Annotated in this window: 15 protein-coding genes; 10 read left to right on the forward strand and 5 right to left on the reverse strand. The window is 52.6% G+C overall.

Features of this window, described 5'->3' with window-relative positions:
* The first annotated feature begins 20 nt into the window (after positions 1–20).
* The 9 genes from murC to mutT all read left to right on the forward strand — a co-directional run bounded on the left by murC (position 21) and on the right by mutT (position 10,743).
* Positions 21–1,496, forward strand: coding sequence for a UDP-N-acetylmuramate--L-alanine ligase (gene murC, locus GA0061070_RS00820; RefSeq protein ID WP_090132825.1), 1,476 nt, complete (start codon positions 21–23; stop codon positions 1,494–1,496).
* Positions 1,489–2,409, forward strand: a complete 921-nt coding sequence (locus tag GA0061070_RS00825; protein ID WP_090132827.1) for a D-alanine--D-alanine ligase — start codon at positions 1,489–1,491, stop codon at positions 2,407–2,409. The genes murC and GA0061070_RS00825 overlap by 8 nt, the downstream gene beginning before the upstream one ends.
* A 1-nt stretch (position 2,410) precedes the next feature.
* Positions 2,411–3,259 carry a cell division protein FtsQ gene (gene ftsQ, locus GA0061070_RS00830; RefSeq protein ID WP_090132829.1) on the forward strand — a complete coding sequence of 283 codons (849 nt, stop codon included), beginning with the start codon at positions 2,411–2,413 and terminating at the stop codon, positions 3,257–3,259.
* Positions 3,256–4,512, forward strand: coding sequence for a cell division protein FtsA (ftsA, locus tag GA0061070_RS00835; RefSeq protein WP_007373152.1), 1,257 nt, complete (start codon positions 3,256–3,258; stop codon positions 4,510–4,512). The genes ftsQ and ftsA overlap by 4 nt, the downstream gene beginning before the upstream one ends.
* A gap of 63 nt (positions 4,513–4,575) precedes the next feature.
* Complete coding sequence (ftsZ, locus tag GA0061070_RS00840; RefSeq protein WP_090132831.1) at positions 4,576–5,724, forward strand: cell division protein FtsZ; 1,149 nt, start codon at positions 4,576–4,578, stop codon at positions 5,722–5,724.
* 100 nt (positions 5,725–5,824) lie between these two features.
* Complete coding sequence (gene lpxC / locus GA0061070_RS00845; protein WP_090132833.1) at positions 5,825–6,742, forward strand: UDP-3-O-acyl-N-acetylglucosamine deacetylase; 918 nt, start codon at positions 5,825–5,827, stop codon at positions 6,740–6,742.
* Positions 6,743–7,021: 279 nt separating this feature from the next.
* Positions 7,022–7,528, forward strand: a complete 507-nt coding sequence (gene secM / locus GA0061070_RS00855; protein ID WP_167353517.1) for a secA translation cis-regulator SecM — start codon at positions 7,022–7,024, stop codon at positions 7,526–7,528.
* Positions 7,529–7,588: 60 nt separating this feature from the next.
* The gene (gene secA / locus GA0061070_RS00860; RefSeq protein WP_090132836.1) at positions 7,589–10,294 is read left to right on the forward strand and encodes a preprotein translocase subunit SecA; all 2,706 of its coding nucleotides are present in this window, start codon (positions 7,589–7,591) and stop codon (positions 10,292–10,294) included.
* Positions 10,295–10,353: 59 nt separating this feature from the next.
* Positions 10,354–10,743, forward strand: a complete 390-nt coding sequence (gene mutT / locus GA0061070_RS00865; protein ID WP_090132837.1) for an 8-oxo-dGTP diphosphatase MutT — start codon at positions 10,354–10,356, stop codon at positions 10,741–10,743.
* 28 nt (positions 10,744–10,771) lie between these two features.
* Here the strand turns inward: mutT and yacG are convergent, their stop codons facing one another.
* Genes yacG through coaE form a run of 3 tightly spaced genes read right to left on the reverse strand, consistent with a single transcriptional unit; the run spans position 10,772 to position 12,339 of the window.
* Positions 10,772–10,966: a DNA gyrase inhibitor YacG gene (gene yacG / locus GA0061070_RS00870; protein ID WP_090132838.1), complete on the reverse strand. Its 195-nt coding sequence runs from the start codon at positions 10,964–10,966 to the stop codon at positions 10,772–10,774.
* Positions 10,967–10,975: 9 nt separating this feature from the next.
* Positions 10,976–11,719 (reverse strand): cell division protein ZapD, encoded by a 744-nt coding sequence (gene zapD, locus GA0061070_RS00875; RefSeq protein ID WP_090132839.1) that lies wholly within the window; start codon positions 11,717–11,719, stop codon positions 10,976–10,978.
* The gene (coaE, locus tag GA0061070_RS00880) at positions 11,719–12,339 is read right to left on the reverse strand and encodes a dephospho-CoA kinase (protein ID WP_090132841.1); all 621 of its coding nucleotides are present in this window, start codon (positions 12,337–12,339) and stop codon (positions 11,719–11,721) included. Before coaE ends, zapD begins: the two co-directional genes overlap by 1 nt.
* Before the next feature lie 323 nt (positions 12,340–12,662).
* On the opposite strand from coaE, the gene GA0061070_RS00885 reads away from it, so the two are divergent.
* Positions 12,663–13,706: a GMP reductase gene (locus tag GA0061070_RS00885; RefSeq protein ID WP_090132843.1), complete on the forward strand. Its 1,044-nt coding sequence runs from the start codon at positions 12,663–12,665 to the stop codon at positions 13,704–13,706.
* Between the two features lie 36 nt (positions 13,707–13,742).
* On the opposite strand, the gene hofC is transcribed toward GA0061070_RS00885, so the two are convergent.
* Positions 13,743–14,945 (reverse strand): protein transport protein HofC, encoded by a 1,203-nt coding sequence (gene hofC / locus GA0061070_RS00890; protein ID WP_090132845.1) that lies wholly within the window; start codon positions 14,943–14,945, stop codon positions 13,743–13,745.
* A complete protein-coding gene (gene gspE, locus GA0061070_RS00895) occupies positions 14,935–16,323 on the reverse strand; it encodes a type II secretion system protein GspE (RefSeq protein WP_090132847.1) in 1,389 nt (462 codons plus the stop codon). The genes hofC and gspE overlap by 11 nt, the downstream gene beginning before the upstream one ends.
* Between the last annotated feature and the right edge of the window lie 2 nt (positions 16,324–16,325).

Consider the following 16,325-nt stretch of genomic DNA (forward strand, 5'->3'; position numbering starts at 1 on the left):
TAGTCGATGGCGTTTAGATAATGAATACACAAGAACTGGCGAAACTGCGTTTAATCGTGCCCGAGATGCGACGTGTCCGGCACATTCACTTTGTCGGCATTGGTGGTGCTGGCATGGGCGGTATTGCCGAAGTGCTGGCCAATGAAGGCTACCAGATTAGCGGTTCCGACCTGGCGCCAAACCCAGTGACGCAGCAACTGGCGTCGCTCGGCGCCACTATTTATTTCAATCATCGCCCGGAAAATGTGAGCGATGCCAGTGTTGTTGTGGTCTCCAGCGCCATTTCTGCCGATAACCCTGAAATTGTTGCGGCGCATGAAGCGCGTATTCCGGTTATCCGCCGCGCGGAAATGCTGGCTGAACTGATGCGTTTCCGTCATGGCATCGCGATTGCCGGTACACATGGCAAAACTACCACGACTGCGATGGTGGCCAGTATTTATGCAGAAGCCGGGCTGGACCCGACTTTTGTTAACGGTGGTCTGGTGAAAGCTGCCGGGGTGCATGCGCGCCTGGGGCACAGCCGTTATCTGATTGCAGAAGCCGATGAAAGTGACGCCTCCTTCCTGCATCTGCAACCGATGGTGGCGATTGTCACTAATATCGAAGCCGATCATATGGATACTTACCAGGGCGACTTCGAGAATTTAAAAACAACGTTTATCAATTTTCTGCACAACCTGCCGTTCTATGGTCGTGCGGTAGTGTGTGTAGACGATCCGGTTATCCGCGAATTGCTGCCGCGCGTGGGGCGTCAGACGACAACGTACGGATTTAGTGATGATGCGGATGTTCGGGTAGAAAATTATCGCCAGGTCGGTCCGCAGGGGCACTTCACTTTGGTACGTCAGGATAAACCGGAACTGCGTGTCACGCTGAATGCACCTGGTCGCCACAATGCGCTGAACGCGGCAGCGGCGGTAGCAGTAGCGACGGAAGAGGGGATCGAAGATGACGCGATCCTTCGCGCACTGGAAAGTTTCCAGGGCACCGGGCGCCGTTTTGATTTCCTTGGCGAATTCCCGCTGGAAGCGGTGAATGGCAAAAGTGGTACAGCTATGCTGGTGGATGACTATGGTCATCACCCGACAGAAGTGGATGCCACGATTAAAGCAGCGCGAGCGGGCTGGCCGGATAAAAACCTGGTCATGCTGTTTCAGCCGCACCGTTTTACCCGTACTCGCGACTTGTACGACGATTTCGCCAATGTGTTGATGCAGGTCGATTCTCTGCTGATGCTGGAGGTTTATCCGGCTGGCGAAGCAGCTATCCCGGGTGCTGACAGCCGTTCGCTGTGCCGTACTATTCGCGGACGCGGCAAAATTGATCCGATCCTCGTGTCCGATCCGGCACAGGTTGCGGCGATGTTGGCACCGGTACTGACTGGTAATGACCTGATCCTGATTCAGGGCGCAGGGAATATCGGCAAGATTGCCCGCAGCCTGGCTGAGTGCAAACTGAAACCGCAGAGCACAGAGGAGGAGCGCCGTGGCTGAGAAAGTAGCGGTTCTGCTGGGCGGAACCTCCGCCGAGCGTGAAGTTTCGCTTAATTCCGGTGCAGCGGTGCTGGTGGGTTTGCGGGAAGGCGGAGTGGACGCGCACGGCGTGGATCCGCGTGATGTGGATGTCACCCGCCTGAAAGAGATGGGATTTAGCAAAGTATTTATTGCGTTGCATGGTCGCGGTGGCGAAGACGGCACCCTACAGGGGCTGCTTGAACTGATCGATATGCCGTATACCGGTAGCGGTGTTATGGCATCTGCTATCTCCATGGATAAACTGCGCAGCAAATTGTTGTGGCAGGGCGCCGGATTACCGGTTGCACCGTGGGTCGCATTTGAACGCAGTGAGTTTGAATCAGGCCTAACTTTTGATGATATTCAACGCATTGATGAACTGGGGTTACCTGTTATTGTCAAGCCCAGTCGTGAAGGCTCCAGTGTTGGAATGTCGAAGGTAGAGAAAAGTGAAGATCTGCAGGCAGCGTTAGCGCTTGCGTTTCAACATGATGATGAAGTTCTGATCGAAAAATGGCTAAGTGGCCCGGAATTTACTGTAGCGATGCTTGGGAACGAAATTTTACCGTCAATTCGTATCCAGCCAGCAGGAATCTTCTATGATTATGAGGCAAAGTATCTCTCTGATGAGACAAAATATTTCTGCCCTTCAGGTCTGGAAGTGGAACGAGAGGCGGTATTACAGTCCCTGGTATTGAAAGCATGGCACCTTTTAGGTTGCCGTGGCTGGGGACGAATTGATGCCATGCTGGATAGCGACGGTCAGTTTTATTTGTTGGAAGCGAACACATCACCAGGGATGACGAGCCATAGCCTCGTGCCGATGGCTGCTCGCCAGGCGGGTTTGAGCTTCTCACAACTTGTTGTTCGCATTCTGGATCTGGCGGAGTGATATGTCACAGGCTGCGCTGAACACGCGAAACCGCGAAGCGGAGGTCGTAACCACCTCTCGCCGCAACAATGGAACGCGTCTTGCAGGGATTTTGTTCCTGTTGGCGGTGCTGTGCACCGTGTTTGCTAGCGGCTGGGTGGTTTTGGGTTGGATGGAGGATGCACAACGCTTGCCGTTGTCAAAGCTGGTAGTGACGGGCGATCGTCATTACACCCGTAATGATGATATTCGTCAGTCTATTCTGGCGCTGGGGGCACCCGGTACCTTCATGACGCAGGATGTTAATATTATTCAGAGTCAGATCGAGCGTCTGCCCTGGATAAAGCAGGCGAGCGTTAGAAAGCAGTGGCCAGACGAATTGAAGATTCATCTGGTTGAATACGTGCCGATTGCGCGATGGAATGATCAGCATATGGTCGATGCCGACGGTAATGAGTTCAGCGTGCCGTCCGAACGAACCAGTAAGCAGGTTTTGCCCATGCTGTATGGCCCTGAAGGCAGTGAAAGCGAAGTATTGCAAGGCTACCGCGACATGGGGCAATTGTTGGCGAAGGATAAATTCACGTTAAAAGAAGCGGCGATGACGGCGCGACGTTCATGGCAGGTCACGCTGACTAACGACATCAGGCTTAACCTGGGTCGTGGCGATACAATGAAACGTCTGGCGCGCTTTGTGGAACTCTACCCGGTTCTGCAGCAACAGGCGCAAACGGACGGTAAAACGATCAGTTACGTGGATTTACGCTATGACTCAGGCGCGGCTGTAGGCTGGAAAGCAGCTCCTGTTCAGGAACCGAATCAGCAGCAAAATCAGGCACAACAGAATCAGGCACAGGCAGAGCAACAATGATCAAGGCGACGGACAGAAAACTGGTGGTTGGACTGGAGATTGGCACCGCAAAGGTAGCCGCTTTAGTAGGGGAAGTTCTGCCCGACGGTATTGTTAATATCATTGGCGTGGGCAGTTGCCCGTCCCGTGGTATGGATAAAGGTGGAGTAAATGATCTGGAGTCGGTAGTGAAATGCGTACAGCGCGCTATCGATCAGGCTGAATTGATGGCAGATTGCCAGATATCTTCTGTCTACCTGGCGCTTTCGGGGAAACATATTAGCTGCCAGAACGAAATTGGGATGGTGCCGATTTCGGAAGAAGAAGTAACGCAGGAAGATGTGGAGAACGTTGTGCATACCGCCAAATCGGTGCGTGTACGCGATGAACACCGGGTTCTGCATGTGATTCCGCAGGAGTACGCCATTGACTACCAGGAAGGAATCAAAAACCCGGTTGGGCTGTCTGGCGTGCGTATGCAGGCAAAAGTACATTTGATTACTTGCCATAACGATATGGCAAAAAACATCGTTAAAGCCGTTGAACGATGTGGGTTGAAAGTGGACCAACTTATTTTCGCCGGACTGGCCTCCAGTTATTCGGTGTTGACGGAAGACGAACGAGAGCTGGGTGTCTGCGTTGTTGACATCGGTGGTGGTACAATGGACATGGCGGTCTATACCGGCGGCGCGCTGCGCCACACGAAAGTGATCCCTTATGCAGGGAATGTGGTCACCAGCGATATTGCTTACGCTTTCGGTACACCGCCCAGTGATGCTGAAGCGATCAAAGTTCGCCACGGTTGTGCACTGGGGTCGTTAGTCGGTAAAGACGAGAGCGTTGAAGTACCCAGCGTGGGCGGTCGCCCACCTCGCAGTTTGCAGCGTCAGACGCTGGCAGACGTGATTGAGCCTCGCTATACCGAGTTGCTCAATCTGGTTAACGATGAGATTTTGCAGTTGCAGGAACAGCTTCGCCAGCAGGGGGTAAAGCACCACCTGGCGGCGGGGATTGTGTTGACCGGCGGCGCTGCACAAATGGAAGGCCTGGCGGCCTGTGCGCAGCGCGTTTTCCATACGCAGGTGCGTATTGGTGCGCCGCTCAACATTACTGGCTTAACTGATTATGCCCAGGAACCGTATTACTCAACGGCGGTAGGGTTGCTGCACTACGGAAAAGAGACGCATCTTAGTGGTGAAGCAGAAGTGGAAAAACGCGCGTCAGTAGGCTCATGGTTCAAACGAATCAATAGCTGGCTGCGAAAAGAGTTTTAATTTTTTTCAGAGAGCGCAGAAAATTAGCGGTCTCAGGCGACAGGCACAAAACGGAGAGAAATTATGTTTGAACCGATGGAATTAACCAACGACGCGGTGATTAAAGTCATCGGCGTCGGTGGCGGCGGTGGCAACGCCGTAGAGCATATGGTGCGCGAGCGCATTGAGGGTGTTGAATTCTTTGCCGTAAATACCGACGCGCAGGCGTTGCGTAAAACAGCGGTGGGGCAAACCATTCAGATCGGCGGTGGCATCACCAAAGGTCTGGGCGCTGGAGCAAACCCTGAAGTTGGTCGCAATGCGGCTGAAGAAGATCGTGAAGCCCTGCGCGCTGCGCTCGAAGGTGCTGATATGGTCTTTATCGCAGCAGGTATGGGTGGTGGTACCGGTACGGGTGCGGCTCCTGTCGTGGCTGAAGTCGCTAAAGATTTAGGTATCCTGACGGTAGCTGTGGTGACCAAGCCTTTCAATTTTGAAGGCAAGAAGCGCATGGCATTTGCTGAACAGGGTATCACTGAGCTGTCCAAACATGTGGACTCGCTGATCACTATCCCGAACGACAAGTTATTGAAAGTGCTTGGCCGTGGTATTTCTCTGCTCGATGCATTCGGTGCAGCGAACGATGTGCTGAAAGGCGCTGTGCAGGGTATCGCTGAACTGATTACGCGTCCGGGCCTGATGAACGTTGACTTCGCTGACGTGCGCACCGTAATGTCCGAAATGGGCTACGCGATGATGGGTTCCGGTGTGGCCAGCGGTGAAGATCGTGCGGAAGAAGCGGCAGAAATGGCGATCTCCAGCCCGCTGCTGGAAGATATTGATCTTTCTGGCGCTCGCGGTGTGCTGGTTAACATTACTGCTGGCTTCGACCTGCGTCTGGATGAGTTCGAAACGGTGGGTAACACTATCCGTGCCTTCGCATCTGATAACGCGACAGTGGTTATCGGGACGTCCCTTGATCCGGATATGAATGATGAACTGCGTGTGACCGTCGTTGCGACAGGTATCGGCATGGACAAACGTCCAGAAATTACGCTGGTGACCAACAAACAGACGCAGCAGCCAGTGATGGATCGCTATCAGCAGCACGGCATGCAGCCAATGCAACAGGAGCAGAAATCGGCGAAAGTGGTTAACGACAATACACCGCAAACCACTAAAGAACCTGATTATCTGGATATTCCGGCGTTCCTGCGCAAGCAAGCGGACTAAGAATATACTGGAAGTTGGGCTTCGTCGCTCTTTGTGCTAAACTGCCCCACCGATTGTGTTATACACTTCGGATGGATTGGTAATAAGGCGAGATTATACGATGATCAAACAAAGGACACTTAAACGTATCGTTCAGGCGACTGGTGTCGGTTTACATACCGGCAAGAAAGTCACACTGACGTTGCGCCCTGCGCCGGCAAATACCGGGGTCATCTATCGTCGCACTGACTTGAATCCACCGGTAGATTTTCCGGCTGATGCTAAATCTGTGCGTGATACTATGCTCTGTACTTGTCTGGTCAACGAGCATGACGTGCGGATTTCTACCGTAGAGCACTTAAATGCTGCTTTGGCGGGGCTGGGTATCGACAACATTATTGTAGAAGTCGATGCGCCGGAAATTCCCATTATGGATGGCAGTGCTGCACCTTTCGTTTATCTGCTAATGGATGCAGGGCTCGAAGAGCTTAACAGCGCCAAAAAATTCGTTCGTATCAAAGATACGGTGCGTGTTGAAGACGGTGATAAATGGGCTGAGTTCAGACCTCACAATGGTTTCACTCTCGACTTTACCATCGATTTTCACCACCCGGCGATTGATGCAAGCACTCAACGCTACGCAATGAACTTCTCTGCCGACGCATTTATGCGCCAGATTAGTCGTGCGCGTACTTTCGGTTTCATGCGTGATATCGAATACCTCCAGTCTCGTGGACTGTGCCTGGGCGGTAGCTTCGATTGTGCCATCGTTGTTGACGATTATCGCGTACTGAACGAAGACGGACTTCGTTTCGAAGATGAATTTGTTCGCCATAAAATGCTGGATGCTATTGGTGACTTGTTCATGTGTGGTCACAATATCATTGGTGCGTTTACCGCATATAAATCGGGCCACGCATTAAACAACAAACTATTGCAGGCTGTTCTGGCAAAACAGGAAGCCTGGGAATATGTGACTTTCGAAGACGACGCCGAATTGCCGCTGGCATTTAAAGCACCGTCAATGGTTCTGGCATAACACCATAACCACAAAATCGACTGGTTAACCTGGCACTCTCTCCGGTCAGGGGAACCAGTCGTTTTTATTGCTTCTTCTCCCGCCACGTATTTTCCTGCTTCTGTGCAGAATTATCTTTTTTTCCGCTTTAAGCGGTGTGTTTGCTGCTTTCCTGGTCAATTTCGCCCTTCTGAAGCCTGAATACTACTGCGGTGCTGGCGGCTTTAGTGGTAATATTTGGGCGCAAAACGACACCGACAGAAGCAAAATCGGACAAGCGTGATTTTTTGGGTGGAGCAGGTGAACGGAATACTGACGTGCTGGAGACAATTTGGTAGACGCTATTTCTGGCCGCATCTCTTATTAGGGATGGTCGCGGCGAGTTTTGGCTTGCCTGCATTTGCCTGTAGCGCTGAGTCACACCAGCCTGCGCGTGAAACGACTCGTAATCACGATGGCGTCAACAACGTCAATTTTACCAGTTTTTCCTTGCTGGAAGCGAAGCGGCGCCCGAACTTTACTGTAGATTACTGGCATCAACACGCCATTCGTACTGTGATTCGCCATCTTTCGTTCGCTATGGTGCCTCAGGCGCTACCTGTAGCAACGGAAGAGTCATTGCCCATTCAGGCTCATCATCTGGCATTGCTGGATTCGCTCAGCTCACTGCTGATGCTCGAAAGCAAGCCGCCGACGATTGTCCGGGTGCCTGTTTATATCCCTTCTACGCCGCTTGCTGCGTTTAGCGTGCCCGCCTGGGTGAGCCAGGTGCAGGGCATTCGCGCAGGCCCTCAACGCTTCAGCTAAAAAAAAGAGCCTTTCATCCATTTTTTAGTTCCGCCGCGCGGAGCGTTTGAGATTTTTATTATGCTAATCAAGTTATTAACAAAAGTATTCGGTAGCCGCAACGATCGTACACTGCGTCGCATGCGTAAAGTTGTCACTCAGATCAATGCCATGGAACCGGCCATGGAGCAGCTAAGTGATGAAGAACTGAAAGGTAAAACCGCAGAGTTTCGCGCCCGTCTGGAAAAGGGCGAGGCGGTAGATAATCTGTTGCCTGAAGCTTTTGCAGTGGTTCGCGAAGCGAGCAAGCGCGTGTTTGGCATGCGCCACTTTGATGTGCAGTTATTGGGCGGTATGGTACTGAACGATCGCTGCATCGCGGAAATGCGTACTGGTGAAGGTAAAACCCTGACAGCGACCCTGCCAGCCTACCTGAATGCCCTGAGTGGTAAAGGCGTTCACGTTGTGACGGTGAACGATTATCTGGCGCAGCGCGATGCCGAAAACAACCGTCCATTGTTTGAGTTCCTCGGTTTGACAGTCGGTATTAACCTGCCAGGTATGCCTTCTGTTGCCAAGCGTGAAGCTTATGCTGCCGATATTACCTACGGCACCAACAATGAATACGGTTTTGACTACCTGCGCGATAACATGGCATTCAGCCCTGAAGAGCGCGTACAGCGTAAACTGCACTATGCACTAGTGGATGAGGTTGACTCCATCCTCATCGATGAAGCGCGCACCCCGCTGATCATCTCAGGGCCTGCGGAAGACAGCTCTGAACTCTACAAAAAAGTGAACAAAATCATTCCTTACCTGGTTCGCCAGGAGAAAGAGGATTCTGACACTTTCCAGGGCGAAGGCCACTTCTCGGTGGATGAGAAAGCGCGTCAGGTAACGCTGACCGAACGCGGCCTGGTGCTGATTGAAGAGCTGCTGGTAAAAGAAGGCATCATGGACGAGGGCGAGTCGCTCTACTCCCCGGCCAACATTATGCTGATGCACCACGTCACCGCGGCACTGCGTGCCCATGCACTGTTCACCCGCGACGTGGACTATATTGTTAAAGATGGTGAAGTGATCATCGTTGATGAACACACCGGTCGTACCATGCAGGGGCGTCGCTGGTCTGATGGTCTGCATCAGGCGGTTGAAGCCAAAGAAGGCGTGGAAATCCAGAATGAAAACCAGACGCTGGCTTCCATTACCTTCCAGAACTATTTCCGTCTGTATGAAAAACTGGCCGGTATGACCGGTACGGCAGATACCGAAGCATTTGAATTCAGCTCGATCTACAAACTGGATACGGTTGTTGTGCCGACAAACCGTCCGATGATTCGTAAAGATATGGCGGATCTGGTCTACATGACCGAAGCGGAAAAAATCCAGGCTATTATCGAAGATATTAAAGAGCGTACTGCCAAAGGCCAGCCAGTGCTGGTAGGGACTATCTCCATTGAAAAATCAGAAGTTGTCTCTCAGGAGCTGACCAAAGCGGGTATCGAGCACAACGTGCTGAACGCCAAATTCCACGCCAAAGAGGCGGATATCGTTGCCCAGGCGGGTTACCCTGCCACGGTAACCATTGCCACCAACATGGCGGGCCGTGGTACGGATATCGTGCTGGGCGGTAGCTGGCAGGCAGAACTGGCTGAGATTGAAAATCCGACCGAAGAGCAAATCGCAAAAGTGAAAGCGGACTGGCAGGTACGTCATGATGCTGTGCTGGCCTCTGGCGGTCTGCATATTATCGGTACCGAGCGTCACGAATCTCGTCGTATCGATAACCAGTTGCGTGGTCGTTCCGGTCGTCAGGGCGATGCCGGCTCTTCCCGTTTCTACCTTTCTATGGAAGATGCGCTAATGCGTATTTTCGCCTCCGATCGTGTTTCCGGCATGATGCGTAAGCTGGGGATGAAACCGGGCGAAGCGATTGAGCATCCGTGGGTCACCAAGGCGATTGCCAACGCGCAGCGTAAAGTGGAAAGCCGCAACTTCGATATTCGTAAGCAACTGCTGGAATATGATGATGTTGCCAACGATCAGCGCCGTGCTATTTATACTCAGCGTAACGAACTGCTGGATGTATCTGACGTAAGTGAAACCATCAACAGCATTCGCGAGGACGTTTTCAAAGCTACCATCGACGCGCATATTCCGCCGCAGTCTCTGGAAGAGATGTGGGATGTTCCGGGCCTGCAGGAGCGCCTGAAAAATGACTTCGATCTCGATCTGCCGATTGCGGAATGGCTGGATAAAGAGCCGGATCTGCATGAAGAGACGCTTCGCGAGCGCATCCTGCAGAACGCTGTTGAAACTTACCAGCGCAAAGAAGACGTGGTAGGTGCGGAAATGATGCGCCACTTTGAAAAAGGCGTGATGTTGCAGACGTTGGACTCCTTGTGGAAAGAGCATCTGGCAGCCATGGATTACCTGCGCCAGGGTATCCACCTGCGTGGTTACGCGCAAAAAGATCCGAAGCAGGAGTACAAACGCGAATCCTTCTCTATGTTTGCAGCGATGCTGGAGTCGCTGAAATATGAAGTTATCAGTACGCTGAGCAAGGTGCAGGTGCGTATGCCGGAAGAAGTGGAAGCGATGGAGGAGCAGCGTCGCCAGGAGGCTGAGCGTCTGGCGCAAATGCAACAGTTGAGCCATCAGGATGATGAATCCGCAGCGGCCGCAGAACTTGCTGCACAGACGGGCGAGCGTAAAGTGGGTCGTAACGATCCATGCCCTTGCGGTTCGGGTAAAAAATACAAACAGTGCCACGGCCGTTTAGCGTAACTTTTTGATAAAAATCTAAAAGGCGCAGATATCTGCGCCTTTTTTATGGAGCCAGCCTAATGAAAATACTCAACATTGCTGTTGGGATCATTCGCAACCCGCAAGGAGAAATCTTTATTACGCGCCGTGCTGCGGATGCTCACATGGCCAATAAACTAGAGTTTCCGGGCGGTAAAATCGAAGCGGGCGAAACGCCAGAACAGGCGATGAGCCGTGAATTACAAGAAGAAGTCGGTATTACACCGCTGAGTGCAACACTGTTTGATAAGCTGGAGTATCAGTTTCCTGATCGCCATATCACGCTGTGGTTCTGGCTGGTTGAGTGCTGGGAAGGGGAGCCGTGGGGAAAAGAGGGACAGCCGGGAGAGTGGATAGCACAACAGATGCTGAAAGCGGAAGATTTCCCGCCAGCTAACGAACCCATTATTACCCGGCTGGCGCAGCGTTAATCGGTGCTGTGCGCCAGCGGTAAAAACATTACTGTTGCTCTTCGCTCCATTCATCGCTGTCTGACAGTTCGCCAGAGCTGGCGATGCGTTTCTCTTCCGCAGCCCATTCTCCCAGATCGATGAGCTGGCAGCGTTTGGAACAGAAGGGGCGAAACGGGCTGATTTCGCCCCAGACAACAGATTTCCCGCAGGTTGGGCAGTTAACAATGGTTGCTTCAGTCATATTGGCTCCTTAACAACAGGCCAGTTCAAAATCCAGCCGTTCCGGGACGATCCCGTTTTCGCTGTCGAGGGGTAAAAAGCGGATAGCAAAACGGCTCTTATGCCCGGAAATTTGCGGATACAGCCGATCTCGCAGCATCAGTTTCAGACGCAGTAAATCGGCATCTTCGCCATTATCCTGGTAAAAACCATTCAGGCTGGTCTGATGGCGGAATGGCGCGGCGTTGCGGATCAGATCAAGGATTAAATGTAACGTTGCTTTGAGCGGATCGAGGCTTTCCAGCCAGACCGCGACCTGCGCATCACGTTGCTCCTGCGGCAAATGCAGCCACATGTGCAGCGTAGGCAGATCAAAGCTGCAACACCCGCCAGGGATACTCAGACGCTGGCGTACCAGCGCAATTAATCGGTCTTCACGTAAAAGCTGGCCGATACGTGGCGCGGCCATCAGGATATTGCTGCTCTCTTTCAGTTGCTGGCGCAGGGATTCAATACGGTTAAGATCCACTCCATCCACTTCGCTCCAGGCGCGCAATTTTCGCTGCTGGCGTTCCAGTTCTTTCAATAGTTCCGTACGCGTATCGCCGCGTTCGAACACATCCAGTAAATCACCGACATTACGGAAAAAGTGCAGCGCATCAGCATGGTCGCTCAGCGGTAAACGGACGGTGAGTTGCTGAAGCAGAAATTCGACACGCAGCCAGGTACGCATCTTCTCGTTAAGCGGGTGTTCAAAAAGGATGTGGGTGTGCATTACTGTTTTTCCTGTGATACGGCCTGCGAAGCATATTCCAGATACGCGGAGTGCAGGCGGGCAACATCCGATGCTATCGCACCTGGTGTACCATTATTGTCAATAACATCGTCAGCGACGGCAAGTCGCGCTTCGCGTGTGGCCTGAGCTGCAAGAATATGTTCTGCATGTTCGCGGCTAACGCCATCACGCTGCGTGGTGCGTGCAATTTGAGTCTCAACCGGGACATCCACCACCAAAACCCGGTCGGCTTTACGATACAGCTGGTTTTCCACCAGCAGGGGAACAACCCACAGTACATAAGGCGATGTTGCCTGCGCGATCTCACGCTGGGTCTGTTGATGAATTAACGGATGGAGCAGACCATTGAGCCACTCTTTATCAGCCGGGGAAGCAAAAATACGTTCACGTAATGCCCGGCGGTTTAGTGAGCCGTCGGCAAGGAGTATTTCTGCACCAAAACGTGCTGTAATGGCACTTAATGCTTGCGAACCCGGTTCCACGACCTGACGCGCAATAATATCCGCATCGACAACGTTAACCCCAAGCTGTGCGAAAGCATCCGCTACGGTACTTTTCCCACTGCCGATGCCGCCGGTTAACGCGACCGTATACCCCATAATACCTCATCCCAAAATGGGTCTGCCTGACATCACTATCCACGTTCTCTTTCGCCATATTCATGGCGCTTTTTTATCACCTGCAAAAGGGAAGAAAAACGTAAAAGATCGAATCTATTTACCAGGATAATCAATGTGTTGTGAGTTAATCAAGCGACAAGGAAATCGATTAACCTGAACTTGCCGATTCACCAGGTAAATTTATAGGATTGTAGCGTAAAAAAAGAGAAATTCGCAGTCTTGCGCAGCCCTTATTAGCGCGTATGATAGCGTCACTGGAGTTGTGAGTTTGTATTTCCGCCATTAACCCCAGGAATCCGCACATGCGTATCGAAGAAGATCTGAAGTTAGGTTTCAAAGACGTTCTTATCCGCCCTAAACGCTCTACCCTTAAAAGTCGTTCCGATGTTGAGCTGGAGCGCGAGTTTACCTTCAAGCATTCTGGAATGAACTGGTCCGGCGTACCCATTATTGCCGCAAATATGGACACGGTTGGCACTTTTATGATGGCAAAAGCGCTGGCCTCATTCGACATTCTCACTGCCGTGCATAAACATTATTCCGTCGAAGACTGGAAGGATTTTACTGAGCGCGAATCTGCGGATGTGCTGCGCCATATAATGGTTTCCACCGGAACATCTGACGCTGATTTTGATAAGACAAAACAGATCCTTGCGCTACATTCCTCGCTGAATTTTGTCTGCATTGATGTGGCGAACGGCTATTCAGAACATTTTGTACAGTTTGTTGCGAAAGTGCGTGAAGCCTGGCCGAATAAAACTATCTGTGCCGGTAACGTTGTGACGGGTGAAATGTGTGAAGAACTGATACTCTCCGGCGCCGATATCGTCAAAGTGGGTATTGGTCCGGGTTCTGTCTGCACCACGCGCGTGAAAACTGGCGTTGGCTATCCGCAACTTTCTGCGGTAATCGAATGTGCTGATGCTGCGCATGGACTGGGCGGCCAGATTGTCAGCGATGGCGGCTGCACCGTTCCTGGCGACGTAGCGAAAGCCTTCGGTGGCGGCGCAGATTTCGTGATGTTGGGCGGTATGTTGGCAGGACATGAAGAGAGTGGCGGCACAGTGGTTGAAGAGAACGGTGAAAAATTCATGCTGTTCTATGGCATGAGCTCTGAATCTGCAATGAATCGCCACGTTGGCGGCGTTGCCGGTTACCGTGCTGCAGAAGGTAAAACCGTCAAGCTGGCGCTACGAGGGCCCGTAGATAATACTGCGCGCGACATTTTGGGCGGTCTGCGCTCAGCCTGTACCTACGTTGGCGCCTCTCGTCTGAAAGAGCTGACCAAACGTACTACCTTTATTCGCGTTCAGGAACAGGAAAACCGCGTTTTCAATAGCCTGTAATCGCTAAACAGGCGCCGCGTTATGCCGCGCCTGCGCTCACCCCGCACTGCTCATCGCATCCCCAAGATGGAAGATGGGCAGGTACATTGCCACAACCAGCACCCCGATTATCAACCCTGTCACTACCAGTAACAACGGCTCAAGCACGGCTGCCAGACCATCCGCCTGATGCTGAGTTTGTTCGCTATGATGCTGCGCCAGGTTGTGCAACATCGTATCCAGCGCGCCGGAAACCTCGCCTGTATGAATCAACTGAATACACAGCGTCGGGAATTCACCGCTCTCTTTCAGGGCGGCAGCTATCGACATGCCCTGAGTTATCTCCTGATGTGCACGTTGCAGGATATCGCGCCAGTAAGGGCAGGTAAGCGTCTCCTGAACACTTTCCAGCCCCTGCAAAAAGGCGATACCCGCACGCTGCGTCAGCGACAGGACGGTAAATATCTGGCTGAGTCTCTGCCCGCGTATCAACTGACCCATTACTGGCGTGGCCAGTAGCAGCCGCTGTCGGTAACGAAGCCAACTGGTGTGATTACGTAGCGATCTCATGACGCCGAGTAGCATCGCCGTGAATACTATCAACGGCAGGGCGCAGCGTTTCATAACGTCAGCGGTGGCAATGACACCCCGCGTGAGCGCCGGAAGTGGTGTGTTAAATGTCTGGTAGATGGCTGAGAACTCAGGTAATACCAGGTATATCATTGCCAGCACCACTGCTGCCGTCAGAGAGAGGATAATTAGCGGATAGCGAAGCGCTTTTTTCACTTTCAACGCCAGCTCCCTTTGCGCTTGCTGTTGGCTCACCAGCTTGAAACAGCACTCATCCAGTTTACCGGTTAACTCGCCAGTGCGAATCATCGCCAGCCAGAGCGGAGGAAATACATCAGGCCACTGACGTAGCGCAGCCGAAAATGTTTCCCCCTGCTCCAGCGTTTGCGCAATCTGAAGCAACAGCGCCTGCCACTGTCTGGCAGGGTGTTGCCCCGCCAGCAGTTGTAACCCTTCCGGTAATGTCAGACCGGCTTGCAGAAGAGTGGCAAGTTGCTGCAAAACAGAGCATCCATGCTCCGCTTGCCAGAGCCCGCGACGTACCGGACAGCGTTTCAACGTCAGCAGATGGATTTGCCGCTGATGCAACAGCAACACCACGTTGTCGCGATTTTCGTTCCAGTGCGTACCGTTTTGCAGGGCGCCGCTGTTATCAAGCCCGGACCACAGCCACAGATGTTTACTCGCCATCAGGGAAGCCCAGGATGCGTATCAGTTCGTCAAAGGTGGTCAACCCTTGTTCCACGGCCTGGCAACCATGTTCAAACAGCGTGGTCATGCCACTCTGCCGCGCCCGTAGCCCGATCTCTGCCGTACTCATATTGTCCGCGATGGCCTGACGTATTTCCGGTGTGATGGCGAGGACTTCAAACAGTGCCAGTCGCCCGTAAAAACCGTGATAGCACTGTTCACAGCCTTCGGCCCGCCAGTGCGGTAGCGGACGAGGCCACAGCGTACCGGGAAGATGAATGTTCTCCATAGCAAGTTTTCGGCAGTGCGGGCAGAGTTTTCGCACCAGTCGTTGCGACACCACCAGCGACAGTGCCGAGGAGATCATCCAGCGGGCAACGCCCATTTGTTGAATGCGTACCAGCGTTTCGCAGGTGGAGTTGGTGTGCAGTGTTGACAGTACCAGATGGCCAGTCTGGGAGGCTTTTATCGCGATTTCTGCGGTTTCACCATCGCGAATTTCGCCAATCATGATGATGTCCGGATCCTGGCGTAACAGCGCGCGCAATACACTCTGAAAGGTCAACCCGCTGCGCGGATTGATTTGTGTCTGTGTTAGTCCGGCGAGCGGGATCTCTACGGGATCTTCCACGCTGGCAATGTTAACTTCTGGTTTATTTCGCGCCTGCAATGCGCTGTACAGTGTGACGGTTTTACCGCTGCCTGTTGGGCCAGTAACCAGCAACAATCCTTGCGGCTGCGCCAGTGCGGCGTTAAACAGCACCCGCTGTTGGTCGGTCATTCCCAGCACTTCCAGTTCCAGCGATTGCTTAACCTGATGCAGCAGGCGCAGGACCACTTTCTCTCCGTGACGACAGGGGAGTGTGGCAATGCGAAACGAGATCGATTGCCCACAAATTTCCTGACTAAACTGCCCATCTTGTGGTAGACGGTGCTCGGCGATGTCGAGATTGCCGAGTACTTTTAGCCTTGCGGTCAGTGTGCTGGCGAGCGTGCAGGGCAGAGGCGAAAGTGGATGCAGCACGCCATCGACGCGCAGGCGAATGGTATAGTGTGTTTCACCGGGTTCAAAATGGATATCTGAAGCGCATAACATCAGCGCTTGTTGAAGCGTATGTTCCACGATCTCCATCGCGGCAGTACCGCTCTCTTCCTGTACTACCGGTACCACGGTTTGCGCTTTCATCTGCAAATGTTTATCCATTTGCTCTGGCGTCCAGCAGCGAATATCGACACGCTTCTGAGCAGCAAAAGTGAGTGATTCCATTAATTCGGTGCTGGGTGTTTCAACCACAGCAATCGTTAAGAGATCGTTTTCGCTTTTAAGTATGACCGCATTATGGCGCTGGCATAACGCACTGAGTTTATCGGGCTGCATTG

The organism is Kosakonia oryziphila (assembly GCF_900094795.1).
Classification (GTDB): domain Bacteria; phylum Pseudomonadota; class Gammaproteobacteria; order Enterobacterales; family Enterobacteriaceae; genus Kosakonia; species Kosakonia oryziphila.